At 62.4% G+C, this 17709-nt stretch carries 18 protein-coding genes and 1 pseudogene; 13 read left to right on the top strand and 6 right to left on the bottom strand.

Features of this window, described 5'->3' with window-relative positions; all coding sequences use genetic code 11:
- Positions 1 to 157: 157 nt before the first annotated feature.
- Together ACSJLU_RS12500 and tnpA are read left to right on the top strand one after the other, a co-directional pair.
- Complete coding sequence (locus ACSJLU_RS12500) at positions 158 to 1591, top strand: NAD-dependent succinate-semialdehyde dehydrogenase (RefSeq protein ID WP_089180941.1); 1434 nt, start codon at positions 158 to 160, stop codon at positions 1589 to 1591.
- A 192-nt stretch (positions 1592 to 1783) separates the two neighbouring features.
- Positions 1784 to 2242 carry an IS200/IS605-like element IS1541B family transposase gene (tnpA, locus tag ACSJLU_RS12505; protein WP_141997679.1) on the top strand — a complete coding sequence of 153 codons (459 nt, stop codon included), beginning with the start codon at positions 1784 to 1786 and terminating at the stop codon, positions 2240 to 2242.
- A gap of 107 nt (positions 2243 to 2349) precedes the next feature.
- On the opposite strand, the gene ACSJLU_RS12510 is transcribed toward tnpA, so the two are convergent.
- From ACSJLU_RS12510 to ACSJLU_RS12520, 3 genes are read right to left on the bottom strand one after another with little or no spacing between them, the layout of a single operon-like run.
- On the bottom strand, positions 2350 to 3252 hold the full coding sequence (locus ACSJLU_RS12510) for an alpha/beta hydrolase (RefSeq protein WP_089180942.1): 903 nt from the start codon (positions 3250 to 3252) through the stop codon (positions 2350 to 2352).
- Positions 3242 to 4135, bottom strand: coding sequence for an alpha/beta fold hydrolase (locus ACSJLU_RS12515; RefSeq protein ID WP_380825208.1), 894 nt, complete (start codon positions 4133 to 4135; stop codon positions 3242 to 3244). The genes ACSJLU_RS12510 and ACSJLU_RS12515 overlap by 11 nt, the downstream gene beginning before the upstream one ends.
- Before the next feature lie 24 nt (positions 4136 to 4159).
- Positions 4160 to 5215, bottom strand: a complete 1056-nt coding sequence (locus ACSJLU_RS12520; protein ID WP_173890185.1) for a sugar phosphate isomerase/epimerase family protein — start codon at positions 5213 to 5215, stop codon at positions 4160 to 4162.
- A 140-nt stretch (positions 5216 to 5355) separates the two neighbouring features.
- On the opposite strand from ACSJLU_RS12520, the gene ACSJLU_RS12525 reads away from it, so the two are divergent.
- Positions 5356 to 5946 (top strand): TetR/AcrR family transcriptional regulator, encoded by a 591-nt coding sequence (locus tag ACSJLU_RS12525; RefSeq protein ID WP_025302929.1) that lies wholly within the window; start codon positions 5356 to 5358, stop codon positions 5944 to 5946.
- Here the strand turns inward: ACSJLU_RS12525 and ACSJLU_RS12530 are convergent.
- Together ACSJLU_RS12530 and ACSJLU_RS12535 are read right to left on the bottom strand one after the other, a co-directional pair.
- Positions 5943 to 6245: a cupin domain-containing protein gene (locus tag ACSJLU_RS12530; protein ID WP_043143548.1), complete on the bottom strand. Its 303-nt coding sequence runs from the start codon at positions 6243 to 6245 to the stop codon at positions 5943 to 5945. The genes ACSJLU_RS12525 and ACSJLU_RS12530 overlap by 4 nt on opposite strands.
- A 77-nt stretch (positions 6246 to 6322) precedes the next feature.
- Complete coding sequence (locus tag ACSJLU_RS12535; protein WP_049207516.1) at positions 6323 to 7255, bottom strand: LysR substrate-binding domain-containing protein; 933 nt, start codon at positions 7253 to 7255, stop codon at positions 6323 to 6325.
- A 170-nt stretch (positions 7256 to 7425) separates the two neighbouring features.
- Between ACSJLU_RS12535 and ACSJLU_RS12540 the strand changes: the two genes are divergently transcribed.
- The 9 genes from ACSJLU_RS12540 (at position 7426) to ACSJLU_RS12580 (ending at position 14859) form a co-directional block, all read left to right on the top strand.
- Positions 7426 to 8376, top strand: coding sequence for a branched-chain amino acid ABC transporter permease (locus ACSJLU_RS12540; RefSeq protein ID WP_043143464.1), 951 nt, complete (start codon positions 7426 to 7428; stop codon positions 8374 to 8376).
- A 10-nt stretch (positions 8377 to 8386) separates the two neighbouring features.
- Positions 8387 to 9499, top strand: coding sequence for an ABC transporter permease subunit (locus tag ACSJLU_RS12545; protein ID WP_197836819.1), 1113 nt, complete (start codon positions 8387 to 8389; stop codon positions 9497 to 9499).
- On the top strand, positions 9496 to 10266 hold the full coding sequence (locus ACSJLU_RS12550) for an ABC transporter ATP-binding protein (RefSeq protein ID WP_033643185.1): 771 nt from the start codon (positions 9496 to 9498) through the stop codon (positions 10264 to 10266). The genes ACSJLU_RS12545 and ACSJLU_RS12550 overlap by 4 nt, the downstream gene beginning before the upstream one ends.
- Positions 10259 to 10972: an ABC transporter ATP-binding protein gene (locus ACSJLU_RS12555; RefSeq protein ID WP_043143459.1), complete on the top strand. Its 714-nt coding sequence runs from the start codon at positions 10259 to 10261 to the stop codon at positions 10970 to 10972. The genes ACSJLU_RS12550 and ACSJLU_RS12555 overlap by 8 nt, the downstream gene beginning before the upstream one ends.
- Before the next feature lie 76 nt (positions 10973 to 11048).
- Positions 11049 to 12158: a branched-chain amino acid ABC transporter substrate-binding protein gene (locus tag ACSJLU_RS12560; protein ID WP_376783384.1), complete on the top strand. Its 1110-nt coding sequence runs from the start codon at positions 11049 to 11051 to the stop codon at positions 12156 to 12158.
- Between the two features lie 18 nt (positions 12159 to 12176).
- Entirely contained in the window at positions 12177 to 12668 is a 492-nt protein-coding gene (locus ACSJLU_RS12565; RefSeq protein ID WP_049205643.1) for an L-2-amino-thiazoline-4-carboxylic acid hydrolase, read from the top strand.
- Entirely contained in the window at positions 12665 to 13891 is a 1227-nt protein-coding gene (locus tag ACSJLU_RS12570) for a Zn-dependent hydrolase (protein ID WP_169540526.1), read from the top strand. The genes ACSJLU_RS12565 and ACSJLU_RS12570 overlap by 4 nt, the downstream gene beginning before the upstream one ends.
- 83 nt (positions 13892 to 13974) lie before the next feature.
- Positions 13975 to 14322, top strand: coding sequence for an ArsR/SmtB family transcription factor (locus ACSJLU_RS12575; protein ID WP_004938187.1), 348 nt, complete (start codon positions 13975 to 13977; stop codon positions 14320 to 14322).
- A gap of 3 nt (positions 14323 to 14325) precedes the next feature.
- Positions 14326 to 14859 (top strand): SRPBCC family protein, encoded by a 534-nt coding sequence (locus tag ACSJLU_RS12580; protein ID WP_025302939.1) that lies wholly within the window; start codon positions 14326 to 14328, stop codon positions 14857 to 14859.
- Here ACSJLU_RS12580 and ACSJLU_RS12585 read toward each other — a convergent pair.
- Positions 14860 to 15887, bottom strand: a pseudogene (locus tag ACSJLU_RS12585) (transporter). It abuts the gene before it with no gap.
- Between the two features lie 186 nt (positions 15888 to 16073).
- On the opposite strand from ACSJLU_RS12585, the gene ACSJLU_RS12590 reads away from it, so the two are divergent.
- Positions 16074 to 17684, top strand: coding sequence for an inorganic phosphate transporter (locus ACSJLU_RS12590; RefSeq protein ID WP_342096310.1), 1611 nt, complete (start codon positions 16074 to 16076; stop codon positions 17682 to 17684).
- Positions 17685 to 17709: the final 25 nt, after the last annotated feature.

Raw genomic sequence — 17709 nt, forward strand, 5'->3', positions numbered from 1 at the left:
CCAAAACATCGCCGGTTGAGTAGCCGCCCTGCTCCTTTCGTGCCCCTCGCCTGGACGATCGCCGCCATTCGGCGTAGGGTTAAGGTCCCTGTCCCTTTCAGACGGGCCGCATCGCGAAGCTCATCGGCCCCTGACACTCCGCAAACAAGAGGCAACAATGTATCCGGATACTCAACTGTATATCGATGGACAATGGCGCAGCGCACTGGCCGGAAAAACCCTGCCGGTCACCAATCCCGCTACCGACGAGGTCATCGGTCAAGTGGCGCATGCCGCCGCAGAGGATCTCGATCTGGCGCTGGCCGCCACCGAGCGCGGATTTAACGTCTGGCGCGACACCGCCGCGCACCAGCGCGCCAACCTGATGCGCAAAGCCGCGGCGCTGCTGCGCGAACGCGCCAACGCCATCGCCGCCGTCATGACGCAGGAACAGGGCAAACCGGTGGCGCAGGCCAAAGTCGAAATTCTCAACGCCGCCGACGTTATCGACTGGTTCGCCGGCGAAGCCACCCGCACCTACGGGCAGATCATTCCTTCCCGCGCCCGCGATGTACAGCAGCAAACCCTCAAGCTGCCGGTCGGCCCGGTGGCCGCCTTCACGCCGTGGAACTTCCCGATCAACCAGATCGTGCGCAAGCTGTCCGCCGCGCTGGCGGCGGGCTGTTCCATCATCGTCAAAGGCCCGGAAGAAACGCCGGCCTCACCGGCTGAGCTGATCAAAGCCTTCGCCGACGCGGGTATTCCGGCCGGGGTGATCGCGCTGGTGTACGGCACCCCGGCGGAAATCTCGGAATACCTGATCCCGCATCCGACCATTCGCAAGATCTCCTTCACCGGCTCCACCCGCGTGGGCAAGCATCTGGCGGCGCTGGCCGGCCAGCATATGAAAAAGGCCACCATGGAACTGGGCGGCCACGCGCCGGTGCTGATCTTCGACGATGCCGATCTCGACGCGGCGGCCAAAGAGCTGGCGCAGTCCAAGTTCCGCAACGCCGGCCAGGTCTGTATCGCCCCGACCCGCTTCCTGATCCAACAAGGCGTTTATGAGGCCTTCGTGGAGAAATTCACCGCCGCGGTGCGTGAGCTCAAGCTCGGCAACGGGCTGGAAGACGGCGTGACGATGGGGCCGATGGTGCTGGGCCGCAGCGTCGACAATATCGAGGCGCTGGTGCAGGATGCCGTCGCCCACGGGGCGAAGGCCAGCACCGGCGGCAAGCGCGTGGCGGGCAAAGGCAACTTCTTCGAGCCGACGGTGCTACGCGACGTGCCGCTGAGCGCGCGCGCCATGTCGGAAGAGCCGTTTGGCCCGGTCGCCCTGCTGCGCCCGTTCGCTACCTATGACGAGGCGATCGCCGAAGCCAACCGCCTGCCGTACGGCCTGGCCGCCTACGCTTACAGCCGCAACATCGCCACGGTCAATGCGCTGGGGCGCGACGTGGAGAGCGGCATGCTGAGCATCAACCACATCGGTTTCGGCCTGCCGGAAACGCCGTTTGGTGGCGTGAAAGACTCCGGCCACGGCACCGAAGGCGGCAGCGAAGCGATCAAATCCTACCTGGAAACGCGCTTTGTCACCGTCGCCGGCCGATAATCGCCCGGCGGATGAATAGCCAGAAGCCCCGCAATGCGGGGCTTTTTTTTGTATGCAAAAACCCCCAGCTAGGCTGGGGGTTCCGTAAAGCTTTCAGCTTTGAGCCAGTTATAAAGACCCCTTTTGATTTGTTAAAACAGTTTGCGGTCTGGCAACTGCGAACGTTCAACAAGAAATCAAAAGGGGGTCCCTATGAGGGACGAAAAGAGCTTAGCGCACACGCGCTGGAACTGTAAATATCACATAGTATTTGCGCCGAAGTACCGAAGACAGGTGTTCTACGGGGAAAAGCGCAGAGCAATTGGCAGTATCTTAAGAAAGCTTTGTGAATGGAAAAGCGTGAATATTCTGGAGGCGGAATGTTGTGTGGATCACATCCATATGCTTCTGGAAATTCCCCCCAAGATGAGTGTATCGGGGTTTATGGGGTATCTGAAGGGCAAGAGCAGCCTGATGCTTTATGAGCAGTTTGGGGATTTGAAGTTCAAATACCGTAACAGGGAGTTTTGGTGTCGAGGGTATTACGTTGATACGGTGGGTAAAAATACAGCCAAGATACAAGAATACATAAAGCACCAACTGGAAGAGGATAAGATGGGTGAGCAGTTGTCGATCCCCTATCCAGGTAGCCCGTTTACGGGTCGGAAGTAACCGATAGAAGCAAATGTCAGATCGCGATGCGCCTGTTAGGGCGCAGCTGGCAAGAGAGCCTTATAGGCGCATATGAAAAACCTCCGGCTATGCCGGAGGATATTTATTTACTCACCGGCCAGTTCGAACAGCTGCCGCGCCGCCGGGGTCAGCCCCAGCATGTGAATACAGGCATGCACCATGCCCGGCAACCGTTCGCAGCGCACCGGCACGCCCGCCTCGCGTAGCCGCTGCGCATACTGCTCGGCCTCATCGCGCAGCGGATCGTATTCGCAGCTCAGGATGGTGGCCGGCGGTAACCCGCGCAGCGTGGCGGCATACAACGGTTCCGCGCCGGGATCACGCCGCTGGCCCAGATACTGCTGCCAACAAAACCCCATCGCGTCGCGCGTCAGAAAGTGCCCCTCGGCAAACTCGCGATAGCTCGTCGTCGCCATCTCGCGGCTGAGCGCCGGGTACAGCAGCAGCTGGCGCTCGATGTGCGGGCCGCCGCGATCCCGCGCCAACAGCGCGACCGCCGCCGCCAGATTACCCCCGGCGCTGTCGCCGCCCACCGCCAGGCGCTGCGCGTCGATCCCCAACTGCGACGCCCGTTGCGCCACCCAGCAGAGCGCCTGATAGACATCTTCCAGCGGCTGTGGAAACGGGTATTCCGGCGCCAGACGATAGTCAACCGACAGGATCACCCGGCCGGTGGCGTTAGCCAACGCCTGACAGGGCCGATCGTACAACGCCAGTGAGCCGAGGCACCAGCCGCCGCCGTGGGCGAACAGCATCGCCGGCTGCGCGGTCGTGCCGTTTTCCCCCGCCGGTAGATAGGCGCGCAGTGCAATCCGGTGTCCATCGGCGGCGACCACCGTATGGTCCCTGACGCCGCCGCTCGGTTCCGCCTCGCCCTGCAGCTGGCGTAAACCGGTTTCCGTGGCCGCGCGCATTGCCGCCAACGAAGCGGGTAGCGGCGCGTCGGCCGAGGCCGCCAAAAAGGCGGCGATGTGTTCATCAAGCGGCATGTTGCTCTCCCGCCAGGAACGGCGCAATCAGCGCGATAAACGCCTCATGACACTCCTCGGTGATGAAATGGCCGCAGCCGGCGACGGTTTCGCCCCGCAGATCGCGCGCATTGCCATGTAGCGTCGTCAGCGGCGCGTCGCCGGTGGCGTGCTCCGCTCCCACCGTCAACACCGGCATAGTCAACGGCGTGGCGGCGCGCAGCCGGTTCTGGCGAACGGTCTCCGGGATCGCCCGGTAATAGTCGAATCCGGCGCGCAGGCCGCCCGGCGCCGAATAGGCGGCGATATAGACCTCAGCCGCCACCCGATCGCGCCGATAAGACCAGCGGTTGAAGATATAGCCAAGATACTCCCGCTCGCGCCCCTGGGTCAGGGTCTCCGGCAAATCCGCCAGCTGGTTGAACATGAAATGCCACAGGAAGATATTCTCCTCCGGCGCGACGAAAATCGGCGGCGGCGGCGCCAGGCCGGGGATCACCGCCTCCGTCAGTACCAGACGCTCCACCGCCTGCGGGAAATCGCTCGCCATGGCGTAACCGATCCACATGCCGATGTCGTGGCCGACCAGTTGGTAACGTTGATGGCCCAGCTGCGCCATCATCGCGTGCAACGCCGCACCGATGCTGCCGGTGTCGTAGCCGCCAGCGGGCTTGTCAGAGTCGCCGATGCCCGGCGGATCGACGGCGATCGCCTGAAAACCGGCCGCCGCCAAGGCGCGCATCACATAACGCCAGGTGTACCAGGTTTGCGGCCAGCCGGGGATCAGCAGCACCGGCCGCCCTTCACCGGCCACCACGCAGTGAAGGCGCCGGCCGTTCACCTGGAGATAGACGTGTTCCGCCGCGAGATCCGCCAACGGGACCTCGTTCTGTAGATATTGCATGGGTGACTCCCTGAAAAGTTGGGCTCAGCGAATGCCGAGCAAGGCGTTGATCTGCTGCGGGCTGACCGGCGCACCGGCGAAGTCATCGAACACTTTGTCGGTGACGCGGATAATGCGATCGCGAATGAAGGCTGCGCCTTCGCGCGCGCCGTCCTGCGGGTTTTTCAGGCAACATTCCCACTCCAATGCCGCCCAGCCCGAATAGCCGTACTGCGTCAGGCGCGAAAAGATGCCGTTGAAATCAACCTGGCCGTCGCCCAGCGAGCGGAAGCGGCCGGCGCGATCGATCCAGGATTGATAGCCGCCGTAAATGCCCTGGCGACCGGTCGGATTGAACTCGGCGTCCTTGACGTGGAACATGCCGATAACGTCCTTATAGATATCGATAAACTCCAGATAGTTAAGCTGCTGCAGCACCATATGGCTCGGATCGAACAGCACCCGACAACGCGGGTGGTTACCGACGCGCTCAAGAAACCTCTCGAACGTCACGCCGTCGTGCAGATCCTCACTCGGGTGAATTTCATAACACAGGTTGATGCCCTGTTCTTCGCAGGCGTCGAGCACCGGCAGCCAGCGTTTGGCGAGTTCGTCGAACGCGGTGTCGATCAATCCTTCCGGGCGCTGTGGGAACGGGAACAGATAGGGCCAGGCCAGCGAACCGGAAAAGGTGCCCAGCTCGCTGAGCCCGAGCCGCGCCGACGCCTTCACCGCCAGCAGCATTTGCTGCCGCGCCCACTCGCCGCGCGCCTGCGGATTGCCCTGCAGCGCCGGCGGCGCGAAGCTGTCAAACAGCGCATCGTAAGCCGGGTGTACCGCCATCAGCTGGCCGAAGATATGGCTGGTCAATTCACTGACCACCAACCCCTGCTCCGCCAACATCCCAGTCAGATCGTCGCAGTAAGTTTGGCTTTCCGCGGCAGTGGCCACGTCGAATAAACGCCGATCCCAGGCCGGGATCTGCAAGGCGGTAAAACCGGTTTGCGCCGCCCACTCGGCGATGGCCGGCAGGCTGTTGAACGGCGCTGTCTCATCGCTGAACTGCGCGAGATGCAGGCTTGGACCTTTGAGGGTTTTCATCGTAAACTCCTATTGGTTGTCGATTGACAAACAATAGGAGCAAAGCGAGTTCACCGCAAGCGAAATTTATAAAGACATTGGTATTCCCGCCGATTTAAGCGATCCTATGTCGCTGAATGGCAGGTAAATTGGAGCAGAGAATGGCTGGCAGACCGCGTGAGTTCGACCGCGAACAGGCGCTCTTGAAGGCGCGAAACTTATTTTGGCGGCAAGGTTACGAAGGCACCTCGATGTCGGATCTGGTGGCGGAATTGGGCATTGCTTCCGCACGCATCTACAAGGCGTTCGGCTCCAAAGAGCAGCTGTTCCGCGAGGCAATCGCCAGTTACGAAACCGAGGAAGGCGGCTTCGCCGATCGCGCCTTCGCGCAGGAAAGCGGCATTCGCCCGGCGATCCAACGTATGCTGGAAGATGCCGTGCGCCTCTACAGCCGGCCAGATCTGCCGCAGGGCTGCATGGTGGTCTCCGCCGCCGCCAGTGTCAGTGCGGAAAACGATGGGCTCAAAACCTGGCTGGCAGAGCATCGGTTGCAGCGTACGCAGCAGATCATCGAACGGCTGCGGCAGGCGGTGCAAACCGGCGAATTGCCGGCCGATACCGACGCCGACAGCCTGGGTGACTATTTCGCCGTCTTCCTGCACGGCCTGTCGATTCAGGCACGTGACGGCGTCACTGAAGAGCGGCTATTGGCAGCGGTAAAGGTGGCGCTGGCGGTCCTGGGCGCCGCTTAGTCCTCCGGCAGATCGACAATCACCAGCGTGCCTTCGCTGCCCGGCAACACGCGATGCGGCACGCCGGCCGCGGCCTGATACAGCTGGCCGGCGCGCACCACCACCACTTCCCCCGCCACCTGCAGCCGCAGGTGGCCGCTGATCACCAGCAATCCTTCGCTGTAATCATGCACTTCATCCGCAATGCTGCGCGCGTCCATGCGCAGCACTTTGATATTGGCCGCACCGACGCGGCCCAGCACGGCAGAACGCCAGGCCTCGGGCAGTTCGGCCGCCTGCTGGTTTAAATCGAACAGCATCGTCATACCTTATCGCGACACAGGAACCCGCACTCTACTGCAAGCCGCCAGGTGCTGAAAGACGCGTTGGTTGTAGATTATGCCCCGACGTTCTGAGCCGCCGCCTCACGCCGCAGCCATTGCCGCAGATTTTCGCCTTCCTGCGACAGCTCGCTATCCAGTCGAGCGCACAGGTAATAATCGCGGCCGTCGTCGATCGGCAGATCGAACATTTTGATCAACTCACCGCTCTCAAGGTATTGGGCGATTAACGGTTCACGCATCAACGCGCACCCTAGCCCCGCCTGCACCGCCGCCAGTGTCAACAATCCGTCTTCAAACATCGGCCCGATGCTGCGCAGCGGGCGTTTAACGCCGGCCTGCTGAAACCATTGCATCCAGGTATTGCGCTCCTCGTCGTGCAGCAGCGGCAGCGTCGCCAGCTGATCCGGCGTATCCAGCAAACCGTGCAGTTTACTGAATGCCCGGCTGCACACCGGCACCATTTGGCCAGACATCAGCTTTTCGCTGCGATAGCCGGTCCACTGCCCAACCCCGAAGCGGATCGACAGATCGGCGGCGTCGCTCAGGTAATTGCGGTGGTTGGCGTAAACCACATTGATGTCGATATCCGGATTTTCGCGCAAAAAGCCACGCAGCCGCGGAATGAACCAGCCCATGCCGAACAGCGGGATCAGGCTGATGGTGACCTGCCGCGATGCGGACTGCTCGCGCACGTGTTCGGTCGCCTGGCGCAGCACGTTGAACGCCGAGCGAATCGAACGGTAATACTCCCGCCCCTCGCTACGCAGCACCAGGTTACGCCCCTGCCGTTCGGTCAACGGCATCTGCAAAAATGCCTCCAGCGTTTTGAGTTGATGACTGACCGCCGAAGGCGAAATCATCAGCTCGTTAGCCGCCGCGCTGATGCCACCCAGGCGCGCGATGGCTTCGAACGCCCGCACGGCGCGCAGCGGCGGATCGTTCGGCAGCATCGGCAATGGCTCATCGTACTGTTCTGTTTTTTTCATATATTGACTGTTTTTGGGAAATCGACACTGAAGGGATGGGTTCAATATACATAAAAATCAACGTATTAAAATCACTCGTTTTTTGTATAAGAAAGTATTTTTCCGTATTTTACAATTTTTTTAAATTCTCTACTGTGAGCCTCCTGACTCATTATCTCCGGACTCTCCTTATGGATACGCTGGTACAGCAAACCGTCAACGGTTTGATGCTCGGCAGCATCTATGCGCTGATCGCGCTCGGTTACACCATGGTGTACGGCATCCTGCGCATCATCAATTTCGCGCACGGCGACGTGCTGATGGTCGGTGCGCTGAGCGCGTTGTCGGCGATCGGCGTGTTGCAACACCACTTTCCCGCGTTATCGCCGTACGCCACGCTGCTGCTGGCGGCCCTGTTCGCCATGGCGGTCTGCGCCATTACCTCGATGGCGATCGAGCGTCTCGCCTACCGCCGGTTGCGCACTGCGCCGCGCCTGGCTCCGCTGATCAGCGGCATCGGCGTCTCGCTGCTGCTGCAAACCCTGGCGATGCTGATCTGGTCACGTAATCCCCTGATGTTTCCGCAGCTGCTGCCAATGACCCCCATCGCCCTGACCGCAGGCAGCGGCGGGCATGCGCCGGCGGTGATCACCGGCACGGCGATCGTCACGCTGGCGGTGGCCGTCGCGGTCATGGCCGGCCTCTGGCTGCTGGTCGAACACAGCCGTTTCGGCCGCGCCATGCGCGCCACGGCGGAAAACCCGCAGGTCGCCGGCCTGATGGGCATCAGTCCTGACCGCATCATCGTTCTGACCTTTGCGCTCGGCGGCGCGCTGGCGGCGGTGGCCGGCATCATGATGGCCAGCAACTACGGCAACGCCGGTTTCTCGATGGGCTTTCTGCCGGGCATCAAGGCGTTTACCGCCGCCGTGCTCGGCGGCATCGGCAACCTGCGCGGCGCGATGCTCGGCGGATTGCTGCTGGGCCTGTTCGAATCGCTGGGCACCGGCTATCTCGGCGAGCTGACCGGCGGCGTGTTCGGCAGCAACTACCAGGACGTGTTCGCGTTTCTGGTGCTGATCGCCGTGCTGGTCTTCCGCCCCTCCGGGCTCTTGGGCGAACGCATCGCCACGCGCGCATAAGGACATCACCATGACCGTTTTGACTCCCCCCGTTCCTCTGGCCACGCCGCGTCGCGCCAGGCTGGGGCTGACGCTGTTCATTCTCGCGCTGCTGCTGGCGCCCTGGGTGGCGGGCGCCGCCGGCGGCAACTACTGGGTGCGGGTCGTCGACTTCGCCCTGCTGTACCTGATGCTGGCGCTCGGGCTGAACATCGTAGTGGGCATGACCGGGTTGCTGGACATGGGCTTTATCGCCTTTTACGCCGTCGGCGCCTATTTGGCCGCGCTGCTGTCATCACCGCATCTGACGCAGCAATTCCCGCTGCTGCTGCAGTGGTTCCCCGACGGGCTGCACCTGTCGATGCTGTGGCTGATCCCGCTGGCGGCGCTGCTGGCGGCGGTGTGCGGCATCCTGCTTGGCGCGCCGACGCTGCGGCTGCGCGGCGACTATCTGGCGATCGTCACGCTCGGTTTCGGCGAGATCGTGCGCATTCTGATGCGTAACCTCGATCGCCCGGTCAACCTCACCAACGGCCCTAAAGGCATTTCCGGCATCGACCCGGTCAGCCTGTTCGGCCTGAAGTTCTCCGGCATGCATGAGTGGTTCGGCGTGCGTTTCTCCGGGCTGTATCTCTATTACTACCTGTTCGCCGCGCTGCTGCTGGCGATCCTGTTTATCAGCCTGCGGCTGCAAAACTCGCGCATTGGCCGCGCATGGACAGCGATCCGCGAAGACGAGGACGCCGCGCGGGCGATGGGCATCAATACCCGCAACTTCAAGCTGCTGGCCTTCGCCATCGGCGCCACCTTTGGCGGTGTGGCCGGCGCGTTGTTTGCCGCGTTTCAGGGCTTCGTGTCGCCGGAATCGTTCACTCTGCAGGAATCGATCGCCGTACTGGCGATGGTGGTGCTCGGCGGCATGGGGCACATCCCCGGCGTGATCCTGGGCGCGCTGCTGCTGGCCGCCCTGCCGGAGCTGCTGCGCAGCAGCATGGGGCCGCTGCAGCAGGCGCTGTTCGGCCAGGTGCTGATCGACCCGGAAATCATTCGCCAACTGTTTTACGGCCTGGCGCTGATCCTGGTGATGCTGTATCGCCCGGCGGGCCTGTGGCCGGCTCGCCATGCTGGGAGGACCGCCGCATGACACCGCTGCTCGCTTTACACCATATCAGCAAACGCTTCGGCGGCCTGACGGCGGTGGATGACGTCAGCATGAGCATCCGCCAGGGGGAAATCTACGGCCTGATCGGGCCGAACGGCGCCGGTAAGACCACCTGCTTCAACCTGATCACCGGCCTGTATCGCGCCGACGCGGGCGAGTTCCGCCTGGCGGGCCAGCGCTATAAACCCCAGGCGATCGACAAAGTGGCGCAGGCCGGCATTGCCCGCACCTTCCAAAACCTGCGGTTGTTCAATGAAATGAGCGTGCTGGAAAACGTGATGGTCGGCTGCCACGTGCGCACCCGCAACGGCCTGTGGGCGGCGATCGCCCGGCACCGTCGCGCCAGGGAGGAGGAACAGGCGGTGCGCGATAAATCTCATGCGCTGCTGGAGTACGTCGGCATCAGCCAATTCGCTCATTACCGCGCCGGCGATCTCGCCTACGGCCATCAGCGGCGGCTGGAGATTGCCCGCGCGCTGGCGACCGAGCCCCGGTTGCTGGCGCTGGACGAACCGGCGGCCGGCATGAACGCCGGAGAAAAAGTGGCGCTGCGCGAACTGCTGCTGCGCATCCGCGACAGCGGCAAAACGCTGCTGCTGATTGAACATGACGTCAAGCTGGTGATGGGTCTGTGCGATCGGCTGACGGTGCTGGATTACGGTAAAGCGATCGCCGAAGGCGAACCGGCGCAGGTGCGGCGCGAACCGGCGGTCATTCAGGCCTATCTGGGAGGTGGCGCGCATGTCTGAAGCCCTGCTGAGCGTTAAACGACTCAAAGTGTCTTATGGCGGTATTCATGCGGTCAAAGGCATCGATTTCACGGTGAACGCCGGCGAACAGGTGACGCTGATCGGCGCCAATGGCGCGGGCAAAACCTCCAGCCTGCGGGCGCTGACCGGCCTGCAGCCGTTTGAGGGCGACATCCTGTTCGACGGCCGTTCGATTCGCGGCATGCCGCCGCACCGCTTGCTGCAACAGGGGCTGGTGATGGTGCCGGAGGGACGCGGCATTTTCACCCGCCTGACGGTGCGAGAAAACCTGCAGCTGGGCGCCTATGCGCGGCGTGACGCATCGGCGGTGCGGCAAGATTTCGAACGCGTGTGCGCCACCTTCCCACGGCTGAGCGAGCGCCTGCATCAACCGGCCGGGCTGCTTTCCGGCGGTGAACAACAGATGGTGGCGATGGGCCGCGCGCTGCTCAGCCGCCCGCGGCTGCTGATATTGGACGAACCGTCGATGGGGCTGGCGCCGATTGTGGTGGAGGCCATTTTCTCGGTCATCAAGCAGTTAGCCCGTGACGGTGTCACGCTGCTGTTGGTCGAGCAGAACGCCCGCCTGGCGCTGGCGTCCACCGATCGCGCCTACGTATTGGACAGCGGCAGCCTGAGCCACAGCGGCCGCTCCGCCGACATGCTGGACGATGAAAAAATCAAACAGATCTATTTGGGTGAATAACCGTTGTTACCTTTAACCGCACCAGGAGTATGACATGCAGCAGAACATTCGCATCAAGCCGTTGGCGCTGGCCGCCATGACAATGATCCTGAGCCTCCCGGCGCTGGCGGACGACACCGTGCTGATCGGCCTGGCCGGGCCGCTGACCGGCCCTTCCGCGCGCATCGGCAAAGATCTCGAAAACGGCGCACGGCTGGCGATCGCCGACGCTAACGCACAGAAACCGACGCTGAACGGCAAACCGGTCACCTTCAAATTACTGTCCGAGGACGATCAGTCCGACCCGCGCACCGCCGTGGCCGTGGCGCAGCGCTTGGTCGACGAAGGCGTCGCCGGCGTGGTCGGCCACTGGAACACCGGCACCAGCATCCCGGCGGCGCGCATCTACCACGACGCCGGCATCGCTCAGGTGGCGCCGGTGGCGACCGGTCACGGCTACACGCAGCAAGGCTTTGACACCAGCTTCCGCGTGATGGGCCACGACGACGACGGCGGCAACTACGCCGGGCAATATGCGGTGAAAACGCTGAAAGCCAAGCGTATCGCGGTAATCGACGATCGCACCGCTTTCGGCCAGGGGCTGGCGGACGAGTTTATCAAATCGCTGCAGGCCCAGGGCGTGCAGCCGGTCACCCGCGAGTATGTGGATGACAAGACCGTCGATTTCAGCGCCGTGCTGACCACCGTGCGCAGTAAAAACGCCGATCTGATTTTCTTCGGCGGCGTGGATTCTCAAGCGGCGCCGTTGGCGCGCAAGCTGAAACAGCTGGGCATGAACGCGCAGCTGATGGGCGCCGGCGGCTTTGTCAGCCAAACCTTCCTGACGTTGGCGCAGCGGGAAGGCGAAGGCGTCGTCGCGCTGGAGCCGGGGCTGCCGCTGGAGCAGATGCCGGGCGGCAAGGCGTTTGAGCAAGCCTACCGCGATCGTTATCACACCCACATCGAACTGCATGCGCCCTTCGCCTACGATGCCACCCGGGTGCTGATCGCCGCCATCGAACAAGCCGGCTCGGCCAATCCGGCCGATTACCTGCCGAAACTGCGCGCCATACATTACCAGGGCGTGACCGGCGCCATTGCCTTCGATGCGCAGGGCAACCTGCAACAGCCGAGCTTCACCCTGTACCGGGTGGTCGACGGCAAATGGCAGCCGCAAACCGTGTTGGGCGGCGACAAAACACAATAAATCAAGAGGAGCAAGGCGATGAGCTGTGCAAATAACGAATTGGGCATTTTGGCCCGCAGAAAGATTGAGGCGGAAATCATCAAACCGATCTACCAGATCCTGGTGCGTGAAATCGGCAAGACGCGCGCTCAGGCAGTGATCGGCGAAGCCATCGAGAATGCCGCCATCGAGGCGGGCAAACAGTTCGCCGCCCAGGAACCGAACGGCGCGGATCTGCGCAGCTTCGCCGCCTTGCAGTACCTGTGGGAAAAAGACGATGCGCTGCGCGTCGAGGTGATCAACCAGGATGCGCAGCACTTCGACTATAACGTCACCCGCTGCCGCTACGCCGAGATGTATCACGAGATGGGGCTGGGGGAGATCGGCCACCTGCTCTCCTGCGCCCGCGACAGCCAGTTCATCGTCGGCTATGCCCCAGAGGTTGACCTGCAGCGCAGCCAAACCATCATGTCCGGCGCCCCCTGCTGCGATTTTCGCTACACCGCCAAAACGTCGGGAGAAGAACAATGACGTATCGAGTCAACGGCGAGCGCCTGTGGCAAAGCCTGCAGACGATGGCGCAGTTCGGCGCCATCGCCAATAACGGCGTCACCCGGCTGGCGCTGAGTGAAGAAGATCGGCAAGCGCGCGATCAGCTGCGCGCCTGGGCGCTGGAGGCGGGTTGCAGCGTACGCGTCGATCGGATGGGCAACATGTTCCTGCGGCGTGAAGGCGCTCGCCCCGAGCTGGCGCCGGTCGTCACCGGCTCGCACGGTGATTCGCAGCCCCGCGGCGGCCGTTTCGACGGCATCTACGGCGTGCTGGCCGGATTAGAGGTTATTCGTACCCTTAACGATCGGCAGATCGTCACCGAACGCCCGATTGAAGTGATCAACTGGACCAACGAAGAAGGCGCGCGCTTCGCGCCGGCGATGATCGCCTCGGGCGTGTTCGCCGGGGTATTCGACCTGGAATACGGCCTGACGCGCCGCGACGAGCACGGCGTCAGCCTTGGCGACGCACTGGAACGCATTGGTTACGCCGGCGAGCACCCGGTGGGCGGCACGCCGATCCACGCCGCCTTCGAACTGCACATCGAGCAGGGGCCGATTCTGGAAGCGGAACATCTCGACATCGGCGTGGTGACCGCCGCACAAGGGCAGCGCTGGTATGAGCTGGAGGTCGTCGGCTTCAGCGCCCATGCCGGCACCACGCCAATGGATCGGCGCCGCGATGCCCTGCTGGGCTTTACGGCGCTGGTCACGGCGGTCAACCGCATCGGTTGGGATTTTGCGCCCGATGCGCGCGCCACGGTGGGCATGGCGCAAATTACCCCCAATTCACGCAACGTGGTGCCGGGACGCGTCTTTTTCAGCGTCGAATTCCGCCATCCGCAAGAGTCTACCCTGGAGCAGATGGAGCAGCGTCTGCTGACGGCGGTAAACCACGTCAACGGCGACGGTCTGACCGCCCGCGCCGACCGCATCTTCCAGTATCCCCCTATCGCTTTTGATCGGGGCTGCATCGACAGCGTACGCCACGCCGCGCAAGCATTGGGCTATCGCCATCGCGACATGATTTCCGGCGCCGGCCACGATGCCTGTTACCTTAACCGCGTCGCCCCGACCGCCATGATTTTCATTCCCTGCGTGGACGGCATCAGCCACAACGAGCGGGAAGATATCACCCCCGCCTGGGCCGCCGCAGGCGCCGACGTGTTGCTCAACGCCCTGCTGGCGCACACCTGCGCCTGATCCTCGCCCCGGTTTCTCGCCGGGGCAAAAAAATATTCAACAAAACGGTTGAATATTAGCCCACCTGTTCTATATTCAACCATATGGTTGAATTATCTTCCTCACAGCTGGACGCCATTTTTCATGCGCTGGCCGACCCGACCCGCCGTTCGATGTTACGCGCGCTGGCCGGCGGTGAGCGCAGCATCGGCGAACTGGCCGCGCCGTTGCAGATGTCGTTCGCCGGCGCCTCCAAGCACGTGAAAGCACTGGAACATGCGGGCCTGGTGCAACGCACCGTGCAAGGAAGAAACCATATCTGCCGGCTCGAACCCGAGCCTATGGCGCAGGCCATGCACTGGCTGCAAACCTATGAACATTTCTGGACTGAACGGCTGGATGCGCTCGAACAGGCGCTGCTACAGCCCGAACAGCTTCCTCCCAAGGAGTGAACCATGAATGATTACGGCATGATTATCGAACCCGGCACGCTGCGCATCCAGCGGCTGCTGCCCGGGCCCATCGAGCGGGTGTGGGCTTACCTGACCGAATCCGACAAGCGCGCCACCTGGCTGGCGTCCGGCGCCATGAAGTTGGAAAACGGCGCACCGCTGGAGCTGGAGTTTCGCAACTCCGATCTGGCCGGCGAGCACGAGCAACCGCCGGCCAAGTACAAACAGCACGGCGGCTGTGTCAGCAACCGCGGCCACATCACCTGCCTGTTCCCGCCGCGCCTGCTGAGCTTTACCTGGGCCGAACAGGATCAGGGGCGCCCTTCCGAAGTGACCTTCGAACTGACGGAGCAGGGAAACGCGGTGCTGCTGACGGTCACCCACCGGCGCTTGGCCAACCGCGACGAGATGCTCAGCGTCGCCGGCGGCTGGCACACTCATCTGGATATCCTGCTGGATCGCCTGCACGACCGGGCGCCGCAGCCGTTCTGGAGCACCCATGCCCGGCTGGAAGAAGAGTACCGCGCCCGCCTGTAATTACGTCTCGTCCCTGCGCCTGAACGCCAAATAACCGGCGATCAGCGTAAAACTGCCGACCAGCAACACCAGCAGGATAAAACCGTGGTGATTGCTGGCCAGCGGGATCCCCCCACGTTCATGCCAAAGAAACCGGCGACGATATTGATCGGCAATGCCAGCACGGTGATCACCGTCAACGTATAGAGCGTGCGGTTATTCTGCTCCATCAGCTTGGCGCTCAGCTCCTCCTGCAGCAGCCGAATGCGTTCGGTCAAACTGGCCAGATCGTTCAACACCACGGTGAACTCTTCGGTAAACTGCCGCAGATCCTGCACCACCTCACGGCTCAGCCAGGTCGGCGGGCGGTTCAACAGGCGAAACAGCGCGGCCGGTTCCGGCGCCAGCAGACGTTGAAAGCGCAATAACATGCGGCGCATGCGCCCCAGCTCGGCGCGATTGCGTTTGACGCGTCGAGTCAGCAGACGATCCTCGATGGTATCGACATACTGGTTGGCCTGCCGCACCACCTGCTCCAGCACGTCCTCCTGCTCTTCCAGCAGGTGCGCCAGCAGCTCGGTAGACGACGCCAGCTGCAGCGCCGTCAGGCGGCCGAGCAGCCGTTCAATCAGTCGCACCGGTTTGTGACGCACGGTGACCACCAGCCCACGGCAGCAATAGAGCCACAGCGTCGCCGTCTCCGGGTTGCTGTCCTCGGGGTGGAAAATCACGTCGTTGAGTACGGCGAACAGATCGTCGCCCTGGCGCTCGATGCGCGTAGTGTGGGAGCCGTGGCGGATCTCGTGAAAGAAAAAATCGGAAATGGCGAAATGGTTTTTCAGCCACTTCTCCGCCGCCGCGTGGTTGAGATTGAGGTGCAGCCAGACAAAACCGTCGCCGGGCGGCAACGCTTGGTAGGCCTGACAAACCTGCTGCGAGTTCAGGCGCGCCGGCGCCTCACCGGAGCGGAACACATGGCCGTAGATCAGCCCGGTCACCTCATCATCAAAATCCAGCTTGTGCATCTTTTCCGCTAACCGTTGCACCATAACGCCATATCCTGCCTGTTGCCGTTAACCCAAGACCTTCCCCGCTGTTATAACAATCTTTATTTATCGGCGTTAATGATTTTCGCCGTTCCCGATGATTAATATTTTCGTCATAAAAAGGCCACATTCATTCAGAATACTTTTCAGGCGACAGCTACCGCATTCAATCCTTTCAGGAAGGTCATTATGAGCGATAACAGCGCCGTTCAAACGGGTGTGCCGGCCGCATCCAGCCTGCCCAAGCTGCATCAAAAGAACAGTCGACTCACTGTTCTTTTTTTTGTTTTCTTATTAATTCTGGGGATCGCGTTTGCCGGGGTGAACTTATTTAACGACGTCAGCGATGCCGGCGCCGTCTATACCAGTTACATTCCGTTTTTATTATTGGGGCTGGCGCTGCTGATCGCGCTGGGCTTTGAATTCGTCAACGGCTTCCACGATACCGCCAATGCGGTCGCGACGGTGATTTACACCCACTCGCTGTCGCCGATGGTCGCCGTGGTGTGGTCCGGTTTCTTCAACTTTCTCGGCGTGTTGCTCTCCAGCGGCGTGGTGGCCTTCGGCATCATTTCACTGCTGCCGGTCGAGCTGATCCTGCAAGCCGGCACCGGCAACGGTTTCGCCATGGTGTACGCCCTGCTGTTCTCCGCCATCATCTGGAACCTCGGCACCTGGTGGCTCGGGCTGCCCGCCTCGTCGTCGCATACGCTCATCGGCTCGATTATCGGCGTCGGCGTGGCCAATGCCCTGATCCACGGCCGCACCGGCACCAGCGGCGTGGACTGGGGCCAGGCGATCAAGGTGGGCTATGCGCTGCTGCTGTCGCCGGTGATCGGCTTCGTGTTCGCCGGCCTGCTGCTGCTGGCGCTAAAGCTGTTCGTCAAGAACCGCCAGTTGTACAGCGCGCCTAAAGGCAATACCCCGCCGCCGCTGTGGATCCGCGGGCTGCTGATCCTCACCTGCACCGGCGTTTCCTTTGCCCACGGCTCCAACGACGGGCAGAAAGGCATGGGCCTTATCATGCTGATCCTGGTGGGCACCATGCCGATCGCCTACGCCCTGAACCGTTCGATGCCGCCGGAGCAGATCCCCCGGGTGGCGGCGCTGGCGGAGGTGACCAAAAACGAGCTGCTGCGCCAGTTCCCGGCCGGCGGCCAAACCCCGCCGCGTGAGGTGTTGACCGGCTATGTGCGCACCAGCGAACTGACGCCGGAAGTCGTACCGGCGCTGGCGCAGCTGGCCGGCGCGATCGGCGATCAAATCCGTCAGTACGGCTCGGTCGACAAGATCCCGGCGCAGGCGGTGTCGAACACCCGCAACGACATGTACCTGGCGTCCGAGACCATCAAGCACCTCAAAGCAGAGCGTCAGCTGCAGATCAATCCCGATGCGCAGCGCAACCTCGACGCGCTGAAGGGTGAACTCGATAACGCCACCCGCTTCATTCCCTTCTGGGTGAGAGTGGTGGTGGCGATTGCACTGGGGCTCGGCACCATGGTCGGCTGGCGCCGTATCGTGGTGACGGTGGGCGAAAAGATCGGTAAATCGCACCTGACCTACGCCCAGGGCGCCAGCGCCGAACTGGTGGCGATGACCACCATCGGCGCGGCCGACGCCTTCGGTTTGCCGGTTTCGACCACTCACGTACTCTCGTCCGGCATCGCCGGCACCATGGCCGCCAACCGCTCCGGCCTGCAGATGGCCACCCTGCGTAATCTACTGATGGCCTGGGTGCTGACACTGCCGGCCTCGGTGCTGCTGTCGGCGGTGCTGTACTGGATCTTCAACCATTTCTAACACCGGGCTGATACGGAGAAAATCT

This window comes from Serratia bockelmannii (assembly GCF_051803255.1).
Lineage (GTDB): Bacteria > Pseudomonadota > Gammaproteobacteria > Enterobacterales > Enterobacteriaceae > Serratia > Serratia bockelmannii.

Coding starts and splice junctions, on each gene's coding strand:
- ACSJLU_RS12570 (WP_169540526.1), top strand. CDS start 12,665: ATGACGTATCGAGTCAACGGCGAGCGCCTGTGGCAAAGCCTGCAGACG.
- ACSJLU_RS12500 (WP_089180941.1), top strand. CDS start 158: ATGTATCCGGATACTCAACTGTATATCGATGGACAATGGCGCAGCGCA.
- ACSJLU_RS12520 (WP_173890185.1), bottom strand. CDS start 5,215: ATGAAAACCCTCAAAGGTCCAAGCCTGCATCTCGCGCAGTTCAGCGAT.
- ACSJLU_RS12565 (WP_049205643.1), top strand. CDS start 12,177: ATGAGCTGTGCAAATAACGAATTGGGCATTTTGGCCCGCAGAAAGATT.
- ACSJLU_RS12545 (WP_197836819.1), top strand. CDS start 8,387: ATGACCGTTTTGACTCCCCCCGTTCCTCTGGCCACGCCGCGTCGCGCC.
- ACSJLU_RS12560 (WP_376783384.1), top strand. CDS start 11,049: ATGACAATGATCCTGAGCCTCCCGGCGCTGGCGGACGACACCGTGCTG.
- ACSJLU_RS12580 (WP_025302939.1), top strand. CDS start 14,326: ATGAATGATTACGGCATGATTATCGAACCCGGCACGCTGCGCATCCAG.
- tnpA (WP_141997679.1), top strand. CDS start 1,784: ATGAGGGACGAAAAGAGCTTAGCGCACACGCGCTGGAACTGTAAATAT.
- ACSJLU_RS12575 (WP_004938187.1), top strand. CDS start 13,975: ATGGTTGAATTATCTTCCTCACAGCTGGACGCCATTTTTCATGCGCTG.
- ACSJLU_RS12510 (WP_089180942.1), bottom strand. CDS start 3,252: ATGCCGCTTGATGAACACATCGCCGCCTTTTTGGCGGCCTCGGCCGAC.
- ACSJLU_RS12535 (WP_049207516.1), bottom strand. CDS start 7,255: ATGAAAAAAACAGAACAGTACGATGAGCCATTGCCGATGCTGCCGAAC.
- ACSJLU_RS12555 (WP_043143459.1), top strand. CDS start 10,259: ATGTCTGAAGCCCTGCTGAGCGTTAAACGACTCAAAGTGTCTTATGGC.
- ACSJLU_RS12550 (WP_033643185.1), top strand. CDS start 9,496: ATGACACCGCTGCTCGCTTTACACCATATCAGCAAACGCTTCGGCGGC.
- ACSJLU_RS12530 (WP_043143548.1), bottom strand. CDS start 6,245: ATGCTGTTCGATTTAAACCAGCAGGCGGCCGAACTGCCCGAGGCCTGG.
- ACSJLU_RS12515 (WP_380825208.1), bottom strand. CDS start 4,135: ATGCAATATCTACAGAACGAGGTCCCGTTGGCGGATCTCGCGGCGGAA.
- ACSJLU_RS12525 (WP_025302929.1), top strand. CDS start 5,356: ATGGCTGGCAGACCGCGTGAGTTCGACCGCGAACAGGCGCTCTTGAAG.
- ACSJLU_RS12590 (WP_342096310.1), top strand. CDS start 16,074: ATGAGCGATAACAGCGCCGTTCAAACGGGTGTGCCGGCCGCATCCAGC.
- ACSJLU_RS12540 (WP_043143464.1), top strand. CDS start 7,426: ATGGATACGCTGGTACAGCAAACCGTCAACGGTTTGATGCTCGGCAGC.